The 16,752-nt window shown below is 62.0% G+C and carries 16 protein-coding genes; 9 read left to right on the top strand and 7 right to left on the bottom strand.

The window, feature by feature from the left end:
- Positions 1–15 precede the first annotated feature (15 nt).
- Positions 16–2,169, bottom strand: a complete 2,154-nt coding sequence (gene pta / locus HKD46_RS07325; protein WP_041211116.1) for a phosphate acetyltransferase — start codon at positions 2,167–2,169, stop codon at positions 16–18.
- A gap of 70 nt (positions 2,170–2,239) precedes the next feature.
- On the bottom strand, positions 2,240–3,442 hold the full coding sequence (locus tag HKD46_RS07320; RefSeq protein ID WP_109421833.1) for an acetate kinase: 1,203 nt from the start codon (positions 3,440–3,442) through the stop codon (positions 2,240–2,242).
- A 301-nt stretch (positions 3,443–3,743) separates the two neighbouring features.
- Between HKD46_RS07320 and yfbV the strand changes: the two genes are divergently transcribed.
- Positions 3,744–4,184, top strand: a complete 441-nt coding sequence (gene yfbV / locus HKD46_RS07315) for a terminus macrodomain insulation protein YfbV (RefSeq protein WP_113069686.1) — start codon at positions 3,744–3,746, stop codon at positions 4,182–4,184.
- 52 nt (positions 4,185–4,236) lie between these two features.
- Here the strand turns inward: yfbV and HKD46_RS07310 are convergent, their stop codons facing one another.
- From HKD46_RS07310 to HKD46_RS07300, 3 genes are all read right to left on the bottom strand, one after another.
- Entirely contained in the window at positions 4,237–4,737 is a 501-nt protein-coding gene (locus HKD46_RS07310) for a YfbU family protein (protein ID WP_042016678.1), read from the bottom strand.
- Positions 4,738–4,931: 194 nt separating this feature from the next.
- On the bottom strand, positions 4,932–5,396 hold the full coding sequence (bcp, locus tag HKD46_RS07305) for a thioredoxin-dependent thiol peroxidase (RefSeq protein ID WP_010673165.1): 465 nt from the start codon (positions 5,394–5,396) through the stop codon (positions 4,932–4,934).
- 23 nt (positions 5,397–5,419) lie between these two features.
- Positions 5,420–5,953, bottom strand: a complete 534-nt coding sequence (locus tag HKD46_RS07300; RefSeq protein WP_010673166.1) for a glycine cleavage system protein R — start codon at positions 5,951–5,953, stop codon at positions 5,420–5,422.
- 188 nt (positions 5,954–6,141) lie between these two features.
- On the opposite strand from HKD46_RS07300, the gene dapA reads away from it, so the two are divergent.
- From dapA to HKD46_RS07285, 3 genes are all read left to right on the top strand, one after another.
- A complete protein-coding gene (gene dapA, locus HKD46_RS07295; protein WP_171865079.1) occupies positions 6,142–7,029 on the top strand; it encodes a 4-hydroxy-tetrahydrodipicolinate synthase in 888 nt (295 codons plus the stop codon).
- Positions 7,022–8,140 carry an outer membrane protein assembly factor BamC gene (gene bamC / locus HKD46_RS07290; protein ID WP_029313833.1) on the top strand — a complete coding sequence of 373 codons (1,119 nt, stop codon included), beginning with the start codon at positions 7,022–7,024 and terminating at the stop codon, positions 8,138–8,140. The genes dapA and bamC overlap by 8 nt, the downstream gene beginning before the upstream one ends.
- A gap of 169 nt (positions 8,141–8,309) precedes the next feature.
- A complete protein-coding gene (locus HKD46_RS07285) occupies positions 8,310–9,413 on the top strand; it encodes a phosphoribosylaminoimidazolesuccinocarboxamide synthase (protein ID WP_039040947.1) in 1,104 nt (367 codons plus the stop codon).
- Between the two features lie 123 nt (positions 9,414–9,536).
- Here the strand turns inward: HKD46_RS07285 and HKD46_RS07280 are convergent, their stop codons facing one another.
- On the bottom strand, positions 9,537–10,139 hold the full coding sequence (locus HKD46_RS07280) for a short chain dehydrogenase (RefSeq protein WP_103261500.1): 603 nt from the start codon (positions 10,137–10,139) through the stop codon (positions 9,537–9,539).
- Positions 10,140–10,236: 97 nt separating this feature from the next.
- Between HKD46_RS07280 and HKD46_RS07275 the strand changes: the two genes are divergently transcribed.
- The 4 genes from HKD46_RS07275 to HKD46_RS07260 all read left to right on the top strand — a co-directional run bounded on the left by HKD46_RS07275 (position 10,237) and on the right by HKD46_RS07260 (position 13,168).
- Positions 10,237–11,139 (top strand): LysR family transcriptional regulator, encoded by a 903-nt coding sequence (locus HKD46_RS07275; protein WP_042016837.1) that lies wholly within the window; start codon positions 10,237–10,239, stop codon positions 11,137–11,139.
- Between the two features lie 74 nt (positions 11,140–11,213).
- The gene (locus tag HKD46_RS07270) at positions 11,214–11,837 is read left to right on the top strand and encodes a DUF2057 domain-containing protein (protein WP_171865078.1); all 624 of its coding nucleotides are present in this window, start codon (positions 11,214–11,216) and stop codon (positions 11,835–11,837) included.
- 73 nt (positions 11,838–11,910) lie between these two features.
- A complete protein-coding gene (locus tag HKD46_RS07265; RefSeq protein ID WP_039040966.1) occupies positions 11,911–12,357 on the top strand; it encodes an HIT domain-containing protein in 447 nt (148 codons plus the stop codon).
- Between the two features lie 118 nt (positions 12,358–12,475).
- Positions 12,476–13,168 carry a DUF3334 family protein gene (locus HKD46_RS07260; protein ID WP_029313837.1) on the top strand — a complete coding sequence of 231 codons (693 nt, stop codon included), beginning with the start codon at positions 12,476–12,478 and terminating at the stop codon, positions 13,166–13,168.
- Positions 13,169–13,229: 61 nt separating this feature from the next.
- Here the strand turns inward: HKD46_RS07260 and HKD46_RS07255 are convergent, their stop codons facing one another.
- Entirely contained in the window at positions 13,230–14,228 is a 999-nt protein-coding gene (locus HKD46_RS07255; RefSeq protein WP_103261498.1) for a DUF2860 family protein, read from the bottom strand.
- A 202-nt stretch (positions 14,229–14,430) separates the two neighbouring features.
- Here HKD46_RS07255 and arcB point away from each other — a divergent pair, with 202 nt between their 5' ends.
- On the top strand, positions 14,431–16,743 hold the full coding sequence (arcB, locus tag HKD46_RS07250; protein ID WP_171865077.1) for an aerobic respiration two-component sensor histidine kinase ArcB: 2,313 nt from the start codon (positions 14,431–14,433) through the stop codon (positions 16,741–16,743).
- Positions 16,744–16,752: the final 9 nt, after the last annotated feature.

Raw genomic sequence — 16,752 nt, 5'->3', positions numbered from 1 at the left:
CGGACTGCGGGTCGATTACTCGGCCTGGGCTGCCTGGATGCCGGTCAGGGCGATGGTGTAGACGATGTCGTCCACCAGGGCGCCACGGGAGAGGTCGTTGACCGGCTTGCGCATGCCTTGCAGCATGGGGCCGATGGAGACCAGCTCGGCGGAGCGCTGTACCGCCTTGTAGGTGGTGTTGCCGGTGTTGAGATCCGGGAACACGAACACGGTGGCCTTGCCGGCAACCGGGGAGTTCGGTGCCTTGGACTTGGCGACGTTCTCCATGATGGCCGCATCGTACTGCAGCGGGCCGTCGATGATGAGGTCGGGACGCTTGGCCTTGGCCAGCTCGGTCGCTTCACGCACCTTCTCCACGTCCGCGCCGGCGCCGGAGGTGCCGGTGGAGTAGGAGATCATGGCCACGCGCGGCTCGATACCGAAGGCGGCGGCGGAGTCGGCGGACTGGATGGCGATCTCGGCCAGCTGCTCGGCAGTGGGATCCGGGTTGATCGCGCAGTCACCGTAGACCAGCACCTGGTCCGGCAGCAGCATGAAGAAGATGGAGGAGATCAGGGAAGAGCCCGGGGCGGTCTTGATGATCTGCATCGGCGGACGGATGGTGTTGGCAGTGGTGTGCACGGCGCCGGATACCAGACCGTCGACCTCGTTGCGCTCCAGCATCATGGTACCCAGTACCACGTTGTCTTCCAGCTGCTCGCGGGCAACCACTTCGGTCATGCCCTTGTTCTTGCGCAGCTCGACCAGACGGGCCACGTAACGCTCGCGCACGGCAACGGGATCGATGATCTCGACGCGGTCGGTCAGGATCACGCCCTGCTGTTCAGCGACGCGGCGGATCTCGTCCGGGTTGCCCAGCAGCACCGGACGGGCGATACCGCGCTCGGCACAGATGGCGGCCGCCTTGATGGTGCGCGGCTCTTCCCCTTCCGGCAGCACGACGCGCTTGTTGGCCTGACGGGCCAGCTCGGTCAGCTGGTAGCGGAAGGCCGGCGGGCTCAGGCGACGGGAGCGGGTGGACTTGGCGGAGAGAGACTCGATCCAGTGCTTGTCGATGTGACCAGCAACGTAGTCCTGCACCAGCTCGATACGCTCGCGGTCATCTTCCGGGATGTCGACGTTGAAGTTCTGCAGGCTGACGGCGGTCTGCCAGGTGTTGGTGCCGGTGATCATGATCGGCAGACCGGTGGCCATGGCCTGTTGGCACAGTGCCATCACCTGGGGTTCCGGGTGGTAGTTGCCGGTCAGCAGCAGGGCACCCAGCTTGACGCCGTTCATGGCGGACAGGCAGGCGGAGACGATGACGTCGGAGCGGTCGCCGGAGGTCACCAGCAGGCTGCCCGGACGGAAGTGCTCGATCATGTTGTGGATTGAGCGGGCGCAGAAGGTCACGGTCTGCAGGCGGCGGCTTTCCAGCTCACCCTTGTTGATGATCTTGGCGGCCAGGTGCTTGGCGAGATCCTTGGCGCGCGGGGCGATCAGCTGGGTGTTCCAGGGGATGCAGCCGAGGATGCGCAGCGGGCTCTTGCCGAAGACTTGCAGCACTTCCAGGTTGTGGCCGGTATCGGCGCCGTGGTGGTGCGCTTCGAACATCTCGGTCAGGTCGGGACGGGTCACACCGTGCTCGTCAACCGGGGCACCCACCTTGTTGATGACGCAGCCCACGATGCGCGGGTTGTTGACGCCACCGAAGTTGGAGCAGGCCAGCTCGATGCGCTCTTTGAGCTTCTGGCTGGAGTCGTTGCCCGGATGGGTCACGAACACCATGTCGGCGTCCAGCGCCTTGGCGACGTCGTAGTTCAGCTTGTTGGCAAAGGGTTGCTTGTCGGTCGGAACCAGGCCCTCGATCACCACCACTTCGGCACCGCTGGTCTTCACGTGCTCTTCGAAGCGGGCCACGATCTCTTCCAGCAGGATGTCGGTGTTGCTGGAGGTGATCATGTTCTCGGCGTAGGAGAGGGCGAACGGCTCGGGCGGGTTGATGTTGGCAGCGGCGCGGATCACTGCGGTGGAGCGCTCGGTACCGGTTTCACCCGGACGCGGCTGGGCGACCGGTTTGAAGAAGCTGACATTGACACCGTGACGTTCCATGGCGCGAACGACGCCAAGACTCACGGAGGTTACGCCGACACCAGTGCCGACCGGGATGAGCATAATAGTGCGTGCCACTTATTACCCCTTGTTCATTTTTTGGGATCAGGAAAAGGCCGCCCTGGGGCGGCCTTGCTCTACAGCTAATTTATGCGCCGACCAGTTCCAGCGCGTCGTGGGCGATGACCCACTCTTCGTTGGTCGGGATAACCAGGGCCTTGGTGGAACCAGCCTTGGTGATCTCGCCGCCCTTGCCGAAGCGAGCCTTCAGGTTGGCGTCGTGGTCGACGTCAAAGCCCAGCAGGCCCAGCTTGTTCAGGGTGATCTCACGGATCGGGGCGGAGTTCTCGCCGATGCCGCCGGTGAAGACCACGGCATCCAGACGACCGTCCATGGCGGCGGCGTAGGCACCGATGTACTTGGCCAGACGGTAGCAGTATACGTCCATGGCGCGCTTGGCTTCTTCCTTGCTGTCGTAGTTGTCTTCAACGAAACGGCAGTCGGAGGTGACTTCGGTCAGACCCTGCAGGCCGGATTCCTTGGTCAGCATGGTGTTGATTTCGGCAACGCTCATGCCCATCTTGTCGTGCAGGAAGAAGATGATGGCCGGATCGATGTCACCGGAACGGGTACCCATCACCAGGCCTTCCAGCGGGGTCAGGCCCATGGAAGTGTCGACGGACTGGCCGTTCTTGATGGCGCAGACGGAGCCGCCGTTGCCCAGGTGGCAGTTGATGATGTTGAGCTCTTCCACCGGCTTGTTCAGCTGCTTGGCCGCTTCCTGGCTGATGTAGTAGTGGCTGGTGCCGTGGGCGCCGTAGCGACGGATGCCGTTCTCTTTGTAGAGCTTGTACGGCAGGGCGTACAGGAAGGCTTCTTCCGGCATGGTCTGGTGGAAGGCGGTGTCGAACACGGCGACGTTCTTCTCGGCCAGTTCCGGGAAGACCTTCAGGGCGGCACGGATACCGATCAGGTGAGCCGGGTTGTGCAGCGGCGCGTAAGGAATGGCGGCTTCGATGCCGGCAATGACGTCATCACAGATGCGAACGGAGGAGGTGAAACGCTCGCCGCCGTGTACCACGCGGTGGCCGATGGCGATCAGGTTCTTGGACAGTTCCGGGTTGAGCGGCAGGATCTTGTGAACGATGAAGTCCAGCGCTTCCTGGTGAGCGGCACCGGCACCCAGATCAGCGTTGCCTTTCTCGCCGTTCAGCTTCCACTTGATGCGGGCGTCGTCGAGGTTGAAGCATTCGGCCAGGCCGGACAGCAGGTCATCACCGGTGGTTGCGTCAATGACAGCAAACTTCAGGGACGAGCTGCCACAGTTAAGAACAAGAACCAGCTTACTCATGAATAAATCCTATCGCAGATTGGGTTGGGTTGGAGGATGCGCCGGACGCGGTGCGTCCAAAAACTATCAACTTATCCTTATGAGGGTTGGCAATCTGTTGCTTGCCCCTTGTATAGTGATACAAGACCCGAAATTCAGACGTCCCTGACTGGTCAGTGGCCGTGCCCCAGCGTAAAAATGGGCGTACAAAGGATAACCTGATTGTTGAAAAATAACAAAGTCATCCTCAACCTTTGTTATTGCCTCTCAAATATTGTCGAGGTTTTGCCGTTAATGCGTTCGAAAAGAGCTCGGAGGTAGCATGAGCATGAACATTTTTGGAACTAAATTACAGCAAGGCCGTCATTATATGACTCTTTGGCCGCGCCGTCCCGAGCTTAATTCCATGTTCCCGGAGAATCGGGTGATCAAGGCCACCGAATTCGCCCTCAAGGTGATCCCGGCACTGGCGGTGCTCAGCGTCATGGTGCAGTTCCAGTTTGGCGAGCTTCAATACTGGCCCTCCGTGATGGCGTCCGTGCTCTTCCTGCTCAGCCTGCCGCTGCAAGGGTACTACTGGCTCGGCCAGCGCGCCGATACCCGGCTACCCCCCTCCCTCGCCACCTGGTATCGGGAGATAAACGGCAAGATGAACGAGCAGGGCGGTCAACGTCAGCTGGTGGCCCGTCCCCGCTACGAAGAGCTGGCCGATACCCTCAACGCCGCCTTCAAGCAGCTGGACAAATCCTTCCTCTACGAATGACTTTCCGAAGTCAGACTGACGACAAAGGCGCCCTCAGGCGCCTTTTTCACATTCAGGCGGCCAGCACCTTGCTGATCTCCTGGATGGAGAGCTTGTACTGACGGGGGCACTGACGCCAGACCGTCAGCATGCGCTGGTATTTGTCCCGCATGGCGATGTCGCTGGAGAGCTCGTCGCAGGGGCAGGGCAGTTCGGGGAAGCGCTTGTCCACTTCCAGCAGGAAGCAGACGTAATCCGCCAGTTCCCGCTCCTGGCTGCGGCTGTAGCCGTTGAAGGCAAGGCGGCTCTCGTTGACATCGGCCCGGGCGCTGGCATCCAGGTTGCCCCAGGAGATGGCCAGTGCATGGTGCAGCTCCAGAGTGTCCAGCACCTCCTGGCAGGTGGCGAGATCCAGATGGCCGAAGCTCTTCTCCAGCTCGAGGATTTGCAGGCAGTAGCCGCGCTCGACGATGGTGCTGGCACGCTGGTAAAACGCCGCCTTTTCCGGATTGAGTTTGGCCAGGATCTCGTACTGGTTGCTCAGGATCAGGCGTTCGGTGTGGCTCATGTTCATGGGCTGTCTCGCTGGAAAATGAATCTGGGGTCACGTTAACCCATATCCAGGATGAATTTTTTGATCTGAGAGGGGAGGTTGGCGAGAAAAGGGGGGAAGAGGCGCCCTGGTGGGCCGCCAGAGAGTGGGGCTGATGCCGTGGTGAAACGAGCAGGGCCCGCCATGGCGAGCCCTGCAACAATGCCGCTGGTGGCTTAGCCCTTGACGAGGTCGAGCACCACCTGATGGTGATCGCTGGTCTTGAACTTGTCGAAGCGATGGGCAACCTTGCCCTCTTCGTCGATGAGGAAACTCAGGCGATGGATGCCGTCATACTCCTTGCCCATGAACTTCTTCGGGCCCCAGACGCCAAAGGCATCGGCCACCGCGTGATCCTCATCGGCTAGCAGGCGGAAGTTGAGGTTGTCGCGCTCCTCGAACTTTTTCAGGCGCTTGGCGCTGTCCGGGCTGATGCCGAGCACCACCACATTGAGGGCAGCCAGCTCGCTATTGACGTCGCGCAGACCGCAGGCCTGGGTGGTGCAACCCGGGGTCATCGCCTTGGGGTAGAAATAGATCAGCACCTTCTTGCCGCGCAGGTCGGCGAGGCGAACCTGATTGCCGTCCTGATCGGAGAGGGAGAAATCGGGGGCCTGGGTACCAGCTTCTAGTGGTGACATGGGGTCTCCTCGGATAAACGCCGTCAGGCGTACTTGTGATTGACGATGAATTCGAACGACTCGGCGCCCAGTCCACGACAGAAATCGGCGAAGGCCGTCTTCGAGCCGGGCTCTTCTCCCTGCTTGGAGAGATTCAACTGAAAGTTCGCCTTGAGCAGGTTGAAGGGCTGCTGTTCCAGGGTGATAGTCTGCATGGCCTGGATGTCCCAGCCGTGATCGCTGAAGAACTGGGTGCACTGACTTACGATGCCCGGCTGATCCCGGATCAGCACCTCTGCGCTGGCGCTGATGTCATATTGCAGGGAGTGGTGGCGCTCGGTGCGTTTCATCATGGTGATGAGATCCCACTCCTGGCTGCGCAGTGGGAGGCTGATTTCCAGTTGCATCAGGCTGTTCCAGTCACCGGACAGGAGCATGATGAAGGTGAATTCGTTGCCGAAGATGCCAAGACGGCTGTCGACAATGTTGCAACCGCAGCCACTGACGTGACGGGTCACCTCATTGACGATGCCAGGCCTGTCCGTGCCGATGGCCGTTACGACCAGGTAGTGAGTCATAAATCGTCTCTCGTCCATTATTGAGAATGCGTTGACCGCGGGTGCCGGCACCCTGCCGGGAGGCCTCTTGTGCGCTCGTGCATTCATACGTTTTGTGCCGGATGGTAACACGGCTTGTCCCGTGCCTCCCTTGTTTTTCAAAAGGGGCAGCTTTACCATTACGCCCCTGAAAATCGGGAGAATTATCCATGTTACGCGGTAGTATTGTTGCGCTCGTTACCCCCATGCTGCCTTCGGGCAACATCGATTGGGTCAGTCTGGCAGCGCTGGTGGAATATCATGTGGATGCCGGGACCAGCGCCATCGTCGCCGTGGGAACCACGGGAGAGTCGGTCACCCTGAGCGAGCAGGAACATATCGCCGTGGTTGAGAAGACGGTGGAATACGCCGCCGGACGCATTCCCGTCATCGCGGGCTGCGGATCCAACAATACTGCTCACGCCATCGCCCTCTCCCAGCGTTTCGCCACCATGGGCGTGGTGGCGGGTCTCTCGGTTACCCCCTATTACAACAAACCCACCCAGGAAGGCCTCTATCGTCACTATTGTGCGATCGCCGAGGCTAGTGGTCTGCCTCAAATTCTCTATAATGTGCCCGGTCGCACCTGCTGTGACCTCAAACCCGAGACGGTGGCCCGTCTGGCCAAGGTGCCCGGCATCATAGGTTTGAAAGAAGCGACTGGCGATCTTGGCCGTACCCCGCTGCTGCGCGAATTGTGCGGGCCGGATTTTGCGCTTTATAGTGGCGATGACGCCAGCGGATGTGATTTTATGCTGCAAGGGGGCGATGGTGTCATTTCGGTCACCACCAATATTGCGGCGCCCCAGATGGCCGACATGTGTCGTGCTGCCCTGGCCGGTGATGCCGGGCAGGCTCATGACATCAACAATCGATTGATGCCGTTGCATCAGACTCTGTTCTGTGAACCGAGTCCCATTCCGGTGAAATGGGCCTGTGCCCGGCTGGGATTGATGGCGACGGCGACCTTGCGTCTGCCCCTGACCGATCTCACCCCCGAGGGGGAAGCGGCGATGGCGCGAGCACTGACGACTGCGGAGTTGATGGCGAGTGTTTAAAGCAAATGGAAAGGGAAATGCAGTGCGCCTGGTACTGAGTGTCGCGACGGTGGCCGTGCTGGCTGCCTGCAGCTCACCCCAGGAACGCAAAATGGCCAACCGTGGCTTCGAGTATGAAGAGAGCCGCCTCGAAGGCCGCGCCTTCCTTGTGCCCGCCGGGTTGAGTACCCCCGCCTTTAACAGCAATTTCGACATTCCGGCCCTGCCCGAGAGCAGCCGTGAGGGCGCCCTCGGGGCCAAGGTGGACGTGCGTCCACCCGCCCAGTTGCTCACCGTGGTGCCCGGCAGCCAGGTGGTGGCCAATGCCAGCGAGCCAACCGTTGCCTTCTATGCCCTCAGCACTTCCCAGAGCGTGGAGCGCGATACCTGGGCCTTCCTGATGAACTTCCTGGCCGAACACAAGGTCACTACCGAGAAGCTGGATCAACAGGACGGCGTCTTGCAGACCGGCTGGTTTGACAACTCAGCGGTGCTCGATGGCTGGGCGGAAGATGACGATGACTTCAAGATCCGTCAGCGTTACCAGTTCACCCTGCGCAACGATGTGCAGCGCCACGCCATCAAGATGTCGGTACGGGTGCTGGATCACGAAGAGACCATCGACGGCGAGACCAGCACTGTGCTGACGCCGGCGGACGCCCAGCGTTATGCTACCCGCGCCCTGAACCAGTTCTCCCTCTATTACGACAAGCAGCTCAAGGCCCGTGAACAGCACAAGTCCAGCGATGGCATGGGGCTGGAGCTCGGTCTGGACAACAACGAGCTGAGCGCCTGGATTGCCGAAGGGTCGTTTGACCAGGTATGGCGCCGCCTCAATCAGGTGCTGCCTGCCTATGGTTTCACCATCAAGGATACCCAGCAGTCCCTGGGCTGGATCGACGTGGAATACGATGAGCCGGACAGCGAGTTCTGGAAGGCCAAGGGAGCGGAACCCTTCAAGCTCGAGGAAGACAAGTATCGCTTCCAGCTCGGCGAGATGACGGGCGGCAAGACCTCCATCACCCTGTTCGACAAGGACAAGAAGCCTGTCGCATCCGGTGTCATCTCCCAGATGTACATCAGCCTGTCCGAGGCCTTTGCCAAGGGCTTGGCCGATCAGGGGGCGAAGTAAGCATGGAAACAGGGGCCTCGCGCCCCTGTTTTGTTATGTCCGGGTTGCCGCAGGGCCAGCGTGCCGAGCCGGTTGCCCCGGGCCTGAGTACCTGATGATGTGAATCCCCCACAGACAGGGGTCTGGTGCCCCTGCCTAACTAGTCCCACAACAGGAAGTGTTATTAGCCATGAGTCTTGCAGATCAAGTATTGGCGGTGAACGACGATTTGCCGATCCGTACCGATAAACCTGTCCATTCCGGCAAAGTGCGCAGCGTCTACTGGTTGACCCCGGCAGACAGTGCCCGGCTCATTCGGGAGAAAGGCTATGATGTGCCGGCCGATACGCCCCTGGCCCTCATGGTGATCAGTGATCGCATCTCGGCTTTCGACTGCATCTGGCAAGGGGTGGACGGTCTGAACGGCGTGCCGGGCAAGGGCGCGGCGCTCAATGCCATCTCCAGCCACTGGTTCAAGCTGTTCAAGGAGCAGGGGCTGGCGGACAGCCACATCCTGGACATCCCGCACCCCTTCGTCTGGATCGTGCAAAAAGCCCGTCCCGTGATGATCGAGGCGATTGCCCGCCAGTACATCACCGGCTCCATGTGGCGTGCCTACAAGGATGGTGAGCGGGAATTCTGCGGCATCACCCTGCCGGAAGGGCTCAAGAAGGATCAGAAGCTGCCCGAGATCCTCATCACCCCGTCCACCAAGGGGATCCTCAAGGGGCTGGATGGCGTGCCGGAAGCGGACGACGTCAACGTCTCCCGCGGCGACATCGAGCGCCACCATCAGGCCTTCGGCTTCCGCTCCCCGGCGGACATCGACCGCTACGAGGCGCTGCTCAAAGAGGGCTTCAACGTCATCAGCGAGGCGCTGGCAGCCCTGGATCAGGTCTTCGTCGACACCAAGTTCGAGTTCGGTTACGTGACCGATGCCGCCGGTCGCGAGAAGCTCATCTACATGGATGAAGTGGGCACCCCCGACAGCTCACGCATCTGGGACGGCGCAGCCCTTCGCGGCGGCGAGATCATCGAGAAGTCCAAAGAGGGCTTCCGCCAGTGGCTGCTGAACCACTTCCCGGATCCGGACATCCTGCTCAACAAGAACCGCATGCCCGAGCGCTTCGCCCTGGCCCGTGACAACAAGCTGCCCACCGAGGTGATGATGGATATCTCCCGCACCTATGTGGGGATCGCCGAGAAGATCATCGGTCAGCCGCTGGTACGCAGTGCCAATCCGAAGCAGGAGATCATCGAGGTACTGCGGGAGCAGTACGGCCTGATCGACTGAGGCCGACCGCTTTTTTTGCCGCAGGCGCACAAACGTTTGCCGGTGGCAGGGGAGGCGTTTGCAACGCAGATGACAAAACGGGCCCCATGACGGGGCCCGTTTTCATTGGGTTGTCCGGAGCGCTCAGCCATTGACCCGGAAGATCTGACCGGTCTGTACCCCCAGTACCGATTTCTTGTAGGCCTGGGCCACCCGGGCGGCGGGTACCGGCACGAAGCCCGGGAAGAAGTCGGCATACTTGCCCATGGACTCTTCCAGCACGGTGGGGCTGACCACGTTGATGCGAATGCCCCTTGGCAGCTCGCAGGCTGCCCCTTTCACGAAGTGCTCGATGGCACCGTTGATGGTGGTGGCGCTCACCCCCCAGTGGATGGGCTCCTCGCTCAGAATGCCGCTGATGAGGGTGATGGAGCCACGGTCGCTCAGGTGGGCAATGGCGGCCCGGGTCAGGTTGATCTGGCCCATCAGCTTGCTCTGAAGCCCCACCTGCCACTGCTCGTCCGTCATCTCGGTCAGGGCATTGAAGGCGACGCTGCCGCTGGCGACCACCAGGGCATCGAAGGATCCGATCTGCTCGAAGAGCGCCCGGATGGAGGCGGGGTCGCGCATGTCCACTCTGGCATCCCCCTGGCTGTGACTGACCCGGATCACCTGGTGATCCTGGGCAAGCAGTTCGCTGACGGCGGCGCCAATGGTGCCGGAGGCACCCACAATCACAATCTTCATATCTATCGCTCCTGGTTGAGATGAGTTGATGATAGCGGGATAAAAAGGGAGAAAAAGCGCTTATGATGAACCCATTGTTTCCATATTGGAGCTAATGATGGATATCACTCACCTGGCCAGTTTCTATGAAGTGGTGCAACGAGGCAGTTTCTCCGCCGCTGCCGATGCCCTGGGGGTGAGCAAGGGGATGCTGAGTCGCCATGTCAGCGCCCTGGAGTCCGCCCTCAATGCCCAACTGCTCCAGCGCACGACCCGCAGACTCAGCCTGACCGAGGCGGGGCGGGTGCTTCACCAGCAGGCCGGCGAGATCTTCGCCCTGGCCCGGGAGGCGGAGGAGGGGATCCGTGCCCTGACCGAGGAGGACAGCGGCCGCCTGCGCTTCACCTGCCCGGTCAGCACGGGGGACCGCATGGTGAGCGAGCTGCTCGCCCGTTTTGCCGAGCTCTGCCCCGGCGTCCAGGTCGAGCTCAACTTCACCAATGCCATGATCGACATGAGCCAGGGGGAGAATGACATCGCTCTGCGGGCCATGGAGCTGATCCCCGACAACCTGGTGGCCCTGCCGCTCGGCAGGCTCAAGGATGTGGTGGTGGCAAGCCCCGCCCTGCTGGCGCGAGAGGGGATCCCCGCCACTCCCTATGAGCTGGGGGGGCGCTCCTGCCTGCTGCAGGGCCACAACCCGGACTGGGAGCAGTGGCACTTTCGCCAGGGGGAGGAGGAGGCGCACATCCTGGTGCAGGGGCGAGTGCGGGCCAACCACTACAGCACCCTGCTGCAACTGGCCCGGGCGGGCATGGGCTTTGCCAAGTGTCCACTGATGCTGGTGGAGGCCAGCCTGGCCCGAGGGGAGCTGGTGGCCGTGCTGACGGAGTGGCAGACCGGCCTGCACCCGATCCATGTGCTGCACGCCCAGCAGCGCCGGGTGCCGCGCAAGATCCGGCTGTTCAAGCAGGTGCTGGCCCAGTGGTTTGCCGAGCGGCCCCATTATCTGCTGGGGTGAGCCTGCATCCCGTTATTTTTCTGTCATCTGGGGCTGCTACCCTGCGCCCTTCATCGCGAAAGGAGAGTCAGGGAATGAAGCGTCATCAGGGTTGGGCAGGGGTTGCGCTGCTGTGCTGCGGCGGTGTGCAGGCCGAGGTCAGGGTCGAGGTGCCCCGGGATTTCCAGATCCTGGCGGTGAGCGCCGGCAAGGTGCAGGACGAGCAGCATGCCGTGCTGGCCGACGGGGAGCAGCAACTGCTGGTGCGCTACGAGGGGGTGATCCCGAGTCGCAACAGCAGCGACAACGATCGCCAGGTTCGCTCCGAGCCCCAGGTGCTTCGCTATGAGGCCCGCGGGCAGTCGGTGCGCCTGCAGGCTCCCGTGCCTGCGGACGAGGCCGGGATGGAACGCTACGCCAGGGCCCCTGTCCTGGGCCTGGTGGCGGGGGGGCAGCCCCTCGAGGTGCGCCAGGATACGCTGATGGTGCAGGGGATGCAGATCGGCATGGACTGGCATGCCAGGCTGATGGAGTACAACCGTGGCGAGGGGCCTGCCGTGCTCGCCGGTGCGGCGGATGTGACTGCGGCCGCCGTGGCGACGCCCCGGGTCTCCTCCGTGCCGGCCAGCGCCCTGGAAGGGCAGTTGCAACAGCTTTTCCTGCAGGCGGACCCCGCGCTTCGCAAGCGCTTCATCGGTTGGGCCGTGCCGCGCCTTTAAGTTTGCTCCCCGTTGCAGTAACGTGGGCACATCTTTGATTCCCGATGTGCCCATGTTGATCAGCGAGGCCCCCATGTTTGAATTGCACCCCCGCCTTCAGGCGGATACCCGGATACTCGGGGATCTGCCCCTGTGCCGCGTCCTGCTGGCCAAAGACAGCCAGTATCCCTGGCTGATTCTGGTGCCCCGGGTCGCCAACCTGCGGGAGATCCATCATCTGGCCCCCGAGCAGCAACAGCAGTTGATGCAGGAGTCCTGCGCCGTCGCCACCCTGATGGAGCGGGCACTCGGCCCGGACAAGATCAACGTGGCGGCCCTCGGCAATCTGGTGCCTCAGCTGCACCTGCACCACGTGGCCCGCTTCAGCTCGGATGCGGCCTGGCCCGGTCCCATCTGGGGTGCCTGTCCCGCCATTCCCTATGAGGAGCAGGCCTTGCAAGGGGCGGCTGCCAGTTGGCAAACCCGTCTGGCTACCCTGGATGGATTTCAGCCATTTCTGACTGATAATCCAGTCAAGTGAGAGGTGGCTCGCGCTTTGGGCACCGGGATCACGCAATCTGTTAGCGTATCGCGTCGGTGCATGGTGACATGGGCGACACGAGTGACAGCCCCATTATTTCGATCAGCAGGAAGGTTCCATGATAGTGACAAGATCCGAGGATGATGCCGTATTGACCACAGAGGACGTACTGCTGAGCCTGTGCAATTCGGTGACGAGCGTATTGAGTGCGGCGACCCAGACCCAGGTGCGCTTCTCCGGCATGGTGCAGCGGATCAGCAAGACCTGCCTCAAGCCTGACATCGGCTGTTTCGTGCTGTTTGACGGCGGCTTCTCCGGGCTGGTGGTGATCAACTTCTCCGCCGCCGCGGCCATGGAACTCTACCAGAGCTACATGCTGAGCATGGGGCTCTCCAAGGAGGATCTCGCCATCTCCCACACCTCGGACGAGGTGAGCAACGTCATGGGCGAGCTGATGAACCAGATCGTCGGCAGCTTCACCACCAAGGTGGGGCGCGAGCTGCAGACCCACATTACCCAGAACCAGCCCAAGATGCTGGCGCTCAACAAGCAGGTGATGCTGAGCGTCGACACCAACCTCGACAATCCCGAGACCCGCCGGGTGACCTTCTTCACCGCCAGCAACAACATCTTCTATCTGGAGCTGGCCATGGACAAGACGGAGTTTATCCGGATCCATGATGGCGGCGTGCAGGAGGAGGTGGATCCCGACGAGCTGATCGCCCAGGCCAAGCAGTCAGCCAAACCGGCACCGGCGGCCGCGCCGGCGAGCAACGAGCACGACGATCTGCTGGATTCCCTCGGCATCTGATGGTCGAGGGTTGTGCAAATGAAGAGGCCACCCCGGGGGTGGCCTCCTTGCTTGGTACGGGTCAGAAGTTGTAAAGCAGCCCGGTACTGAAGCGAAGCGCCTCGGCATCGTAGAAGTCGATGTCGGAGTCGGCGCTGGAGTAGGCAGCGGTGAAGGTGGCGGCAAGGGGTTTGATGCCGAACAGGTTGTGCCAGAAGAAGGTGCCATTGAGGGCGAACTCGCTGGCATCGGCGCGCTGGCCGAACAGGGGATTCGCCTCGTCGTACTTGCGCTTGCCGGCGTAGAGGCTGCTCACGATGGACCACTGGGAGGCGCGCTTGGCATAGGTCAGCTGCAGACCGGTGTTCTTGAAGCTCTCCGCACTCCCGTCCAGGCGGGCCTCCTTGTAGAGGAAGGCGGGCTCCAGCAGCTGGTTGCCGCCGAAGTGGTACTGGTAGGAGACAGCCAGGTCGTGGACCTTGCCGTTGCGGCTCAGCATGGAGGCGTAGTGGGTGCCGTGGGTCAGGTCATATTGCTGGCCGCTGCGCTCCTCGTCGAGCTCCACTTCCCGGCTGGTCAGGGTGGCGTAGACGTTGCTGCCCCAGATCCTGTCCCAGGCAAAGCGCACCCCTTTCGAGGTGAGATCGGTGGCGCTGCGGTCCACGCCGGTGGCGAAGGGATCGCTCCACACTTCCACCGGCATGAGGTTGAACACCAGGGAGGTGGCGACGATACCCTTGTCACCCATCTCCTGGCGCAGACCGAGTTGCTGGGTAAAGTCGAAGCGCACCGCGTCCTGGATGAGGTTGCCGAGGAAGACCTGGGTGCGGGTATCGGCGAAGGTGTAGCGGATATCGGCATTGAGCAGCGGGCTCAGACCGCTTTCGCGGCCGGGGGAGCCCAGATCATCGATACGGCTGTTGCTGTCGTCACCGGCATAGAAGTTGGACTTGTGGCTGCCGGCATTGACTCCGCCCAGCAGAAAACCGGACCAGCCGGTCTGGCGGGGGATCTCCCCCAGATCGGCGTGGGCGGTGGTGGCGACCAGCAGGCCAAGGCTCAACAGAACATGATTTCGCATCGGGTATGCTCCTGACATAACGAATGAGAAGGGTGACAGTGTGCCCCGGTATTCCGGTGGAACCGGTGCTGACTGAGGCATGGCAGGCATGCTACCCCAGCCGGAGTGTGACGTTAATCAATAATTGAATACGCGACGGACAAGAGTTCATGGCGCCGTACTGGTATCCTGTTTGCGCAAGAAAAGGGGAGAAAACAACGAGATGAAGCAGATCAAATCCTGGGCGCAATATTACGTCGACCTGATGACCAAGCTGGGACTGGTGCGCTTCAGCATGTTCCTGGCCACCGCCATCATAGTGCTGGCCGTGTCGATCCAGATGGGGGTGACCCTGTTTTTGCGCGGCACCGTGGACATCGTCGACCTGGTGCGCTCTGTCTTCTTCGGCCTGCTGGTGACCCCCTGGGCCGTCTATTTTCTCTCCATCGTGGTGGATCAGCTGGAGGACTCCCGCCAACGGCTGACCCGGATGGTGCGCAAGTTGCAAGACATGCGCGAGCGCGACCTCGAGCTCAACAGCCAGTTACAGGAGAACATCAGCCGCCTCAATGCCCAGATCGCCGAGACCAACCGGGCCGAGACCCTGCGCCAGCAAGCCATCGAGGATCTGGAGAACGAGGTGTTCCAGCGGGAGAAGGCCCAGCTGCATCTGGGGGAGCGTACCGCCCTCTTGCGCTCCTTCATCGACTGCTCCCCCGATCTGGTCTATTACCGCAACGAGGACGAGCAGTTCTCCGGTTGCAACCGCGCCATGGAGGAGCTCACCGGCAAGGTGGAAGCGGAACTCATCGGCCTGACCCCGTTCGATGTCTACAAGCACGACATCGCCAGCAAGGTGGTGGAGACCGACAAGCAGGTCTTCGCCCAGAACGAGCCGCTCACCTATGAGCAGTGGCTGGAGTATCCCGATGGCCGCAAGGCCTACTTCGAGCTGCGCAAGGTGCCCTTCTTCGACCGCTTCGGCAAGCGGCTCGGCCTGCTCGGCTTTGGTCGCGACATCACCGAGCGCAAGCAGTACCAGGACAAGCTGGAGAAGGCGAGTCGGGACAAGACCACCTTCATTTCCACCATCAGCCACGAGCTGCGCACCCCGCTCAATGGCATCGTCGGCTTAAGCCGGATGCTGATGGATACGCCCCTCGATGCCAGACAGCAGCAGCAGCTCAAGACCATCCACCTGAGCGCGGTGACGCTCGGCAACATCTTCAACGACATCATCGATCTGGACAAGCTCGACCGTCGTCGGCTGGAGATTGCGCCGGCTCCGCTGGATTTGCCCGCCTTCCTCGACGAGCTGGAGACGCTGTCGCGCATCCAGGCGGAGCAGAAGGGGCTCTACCTGCACTTCGACCGGGACGGCGACATGCCCCAGTTCGTGATGGCGGACGGCACCCGGCTGCGTCAGGTGCTGTGGAACCTGGTGGGCAATGCGGTCAAGTTCACCGATGAAGGGGGCGTCACCATACGCTGTCTCGCCCACGCCGCTGATGAACCGGGCAAGCTGGCGCTGCACTTCGAGGTGGAAGACACCGGGGTGGGCATTCCCCGTGCCCAGCAGGAGAAGATCTTCGCCATGTACTATCAGGTGCAGGGCAAGAAGCACGCCACCGGCACCGGCATCGGCCTTGCGGTCTCCCGCCAGCTGGTGCAGGCCATGGGCGGTCAACTCTACGTGGACAGCGACCCGGGCGAAGGCGCCTGCTTCACCGCCGAGCTGGAGGTGGACTGCGTCGAGCCCAAGGCCGCGGCCCCGGAGCCCGAGATGCCCTGCCTCGATATCCTGCTGGTGGAGGACGTCGAGCTCAACGTGACAGTGGCCTGCGCTCTGCTGAACAAGCTCGGCCATCAGGTCAAGGTGGCGCGGGATGGTGCAGAGGCGCTGGCCATGGCCAACCCGGATGATTTCGACTTGATCCTGCTCGACATCCAGCTGCCGGACATGACGGGGTTCGATGTGGCGGAGCAACTGCTCGCGCGCTACGGCGACAGCTTGCCCCCCATGGTGGCGCTCACCGCCAACGCCACCGGCGATCGCCAGTACTACCGGGATCACGGCATGCAGGATGTGATCAACAAGCCGCTGGGCTCCAAGGCGGTGCGGGAGGTGATAGGCCACCTGTTTGCGGATCTTGCCGGGGACGAGGCGGACGAGCAGGACGATGTCCACCATCAGGATGCCCTGCTGGATCTGCCCTTCCTCACCGATTACGCCAGCACGGTCGGCAAGCCGGTGCTGCTCTCCAGCGTCGAGCTGTTCGAGAAGATGATGCCGGATTACATGGCGGTGCTCGACTCCAACATGATTGCCAGGGATCAGGCCGGTGTGGTGGAGGAGGCCCACAAGATCAAGGGGGCGGCGGGCTCCATCGGCCTGCGCCGGTTGCAGCAGACGGCCCAGCTCATCCAGAGCCCGGAACACCCCGCCTGGTGGGAGAACGTGGAGGACTGGATTGAAACCCTGCGCCGGGAATACCCGGGTGACATCGCCCGCCTGCGGCGCTGGCTGCTCTCGTAGACACGACGC

The organism is Aeromonas sp. TW 6, assembly GCF_013168745.1.
Taxonomy (GTDB): domain Bacteria; phylum Pseudomonadota; class Gammaproteobacteria; order Enterobacterales; family Aeromonadaceae; genus Aeromonas; species Aeromonas caviae.
The sequence above is the reverse complement of the archived record's forward strand: the minus strand, read 5'-3'. Positions and strand labels throughout refer to the sequence as shown.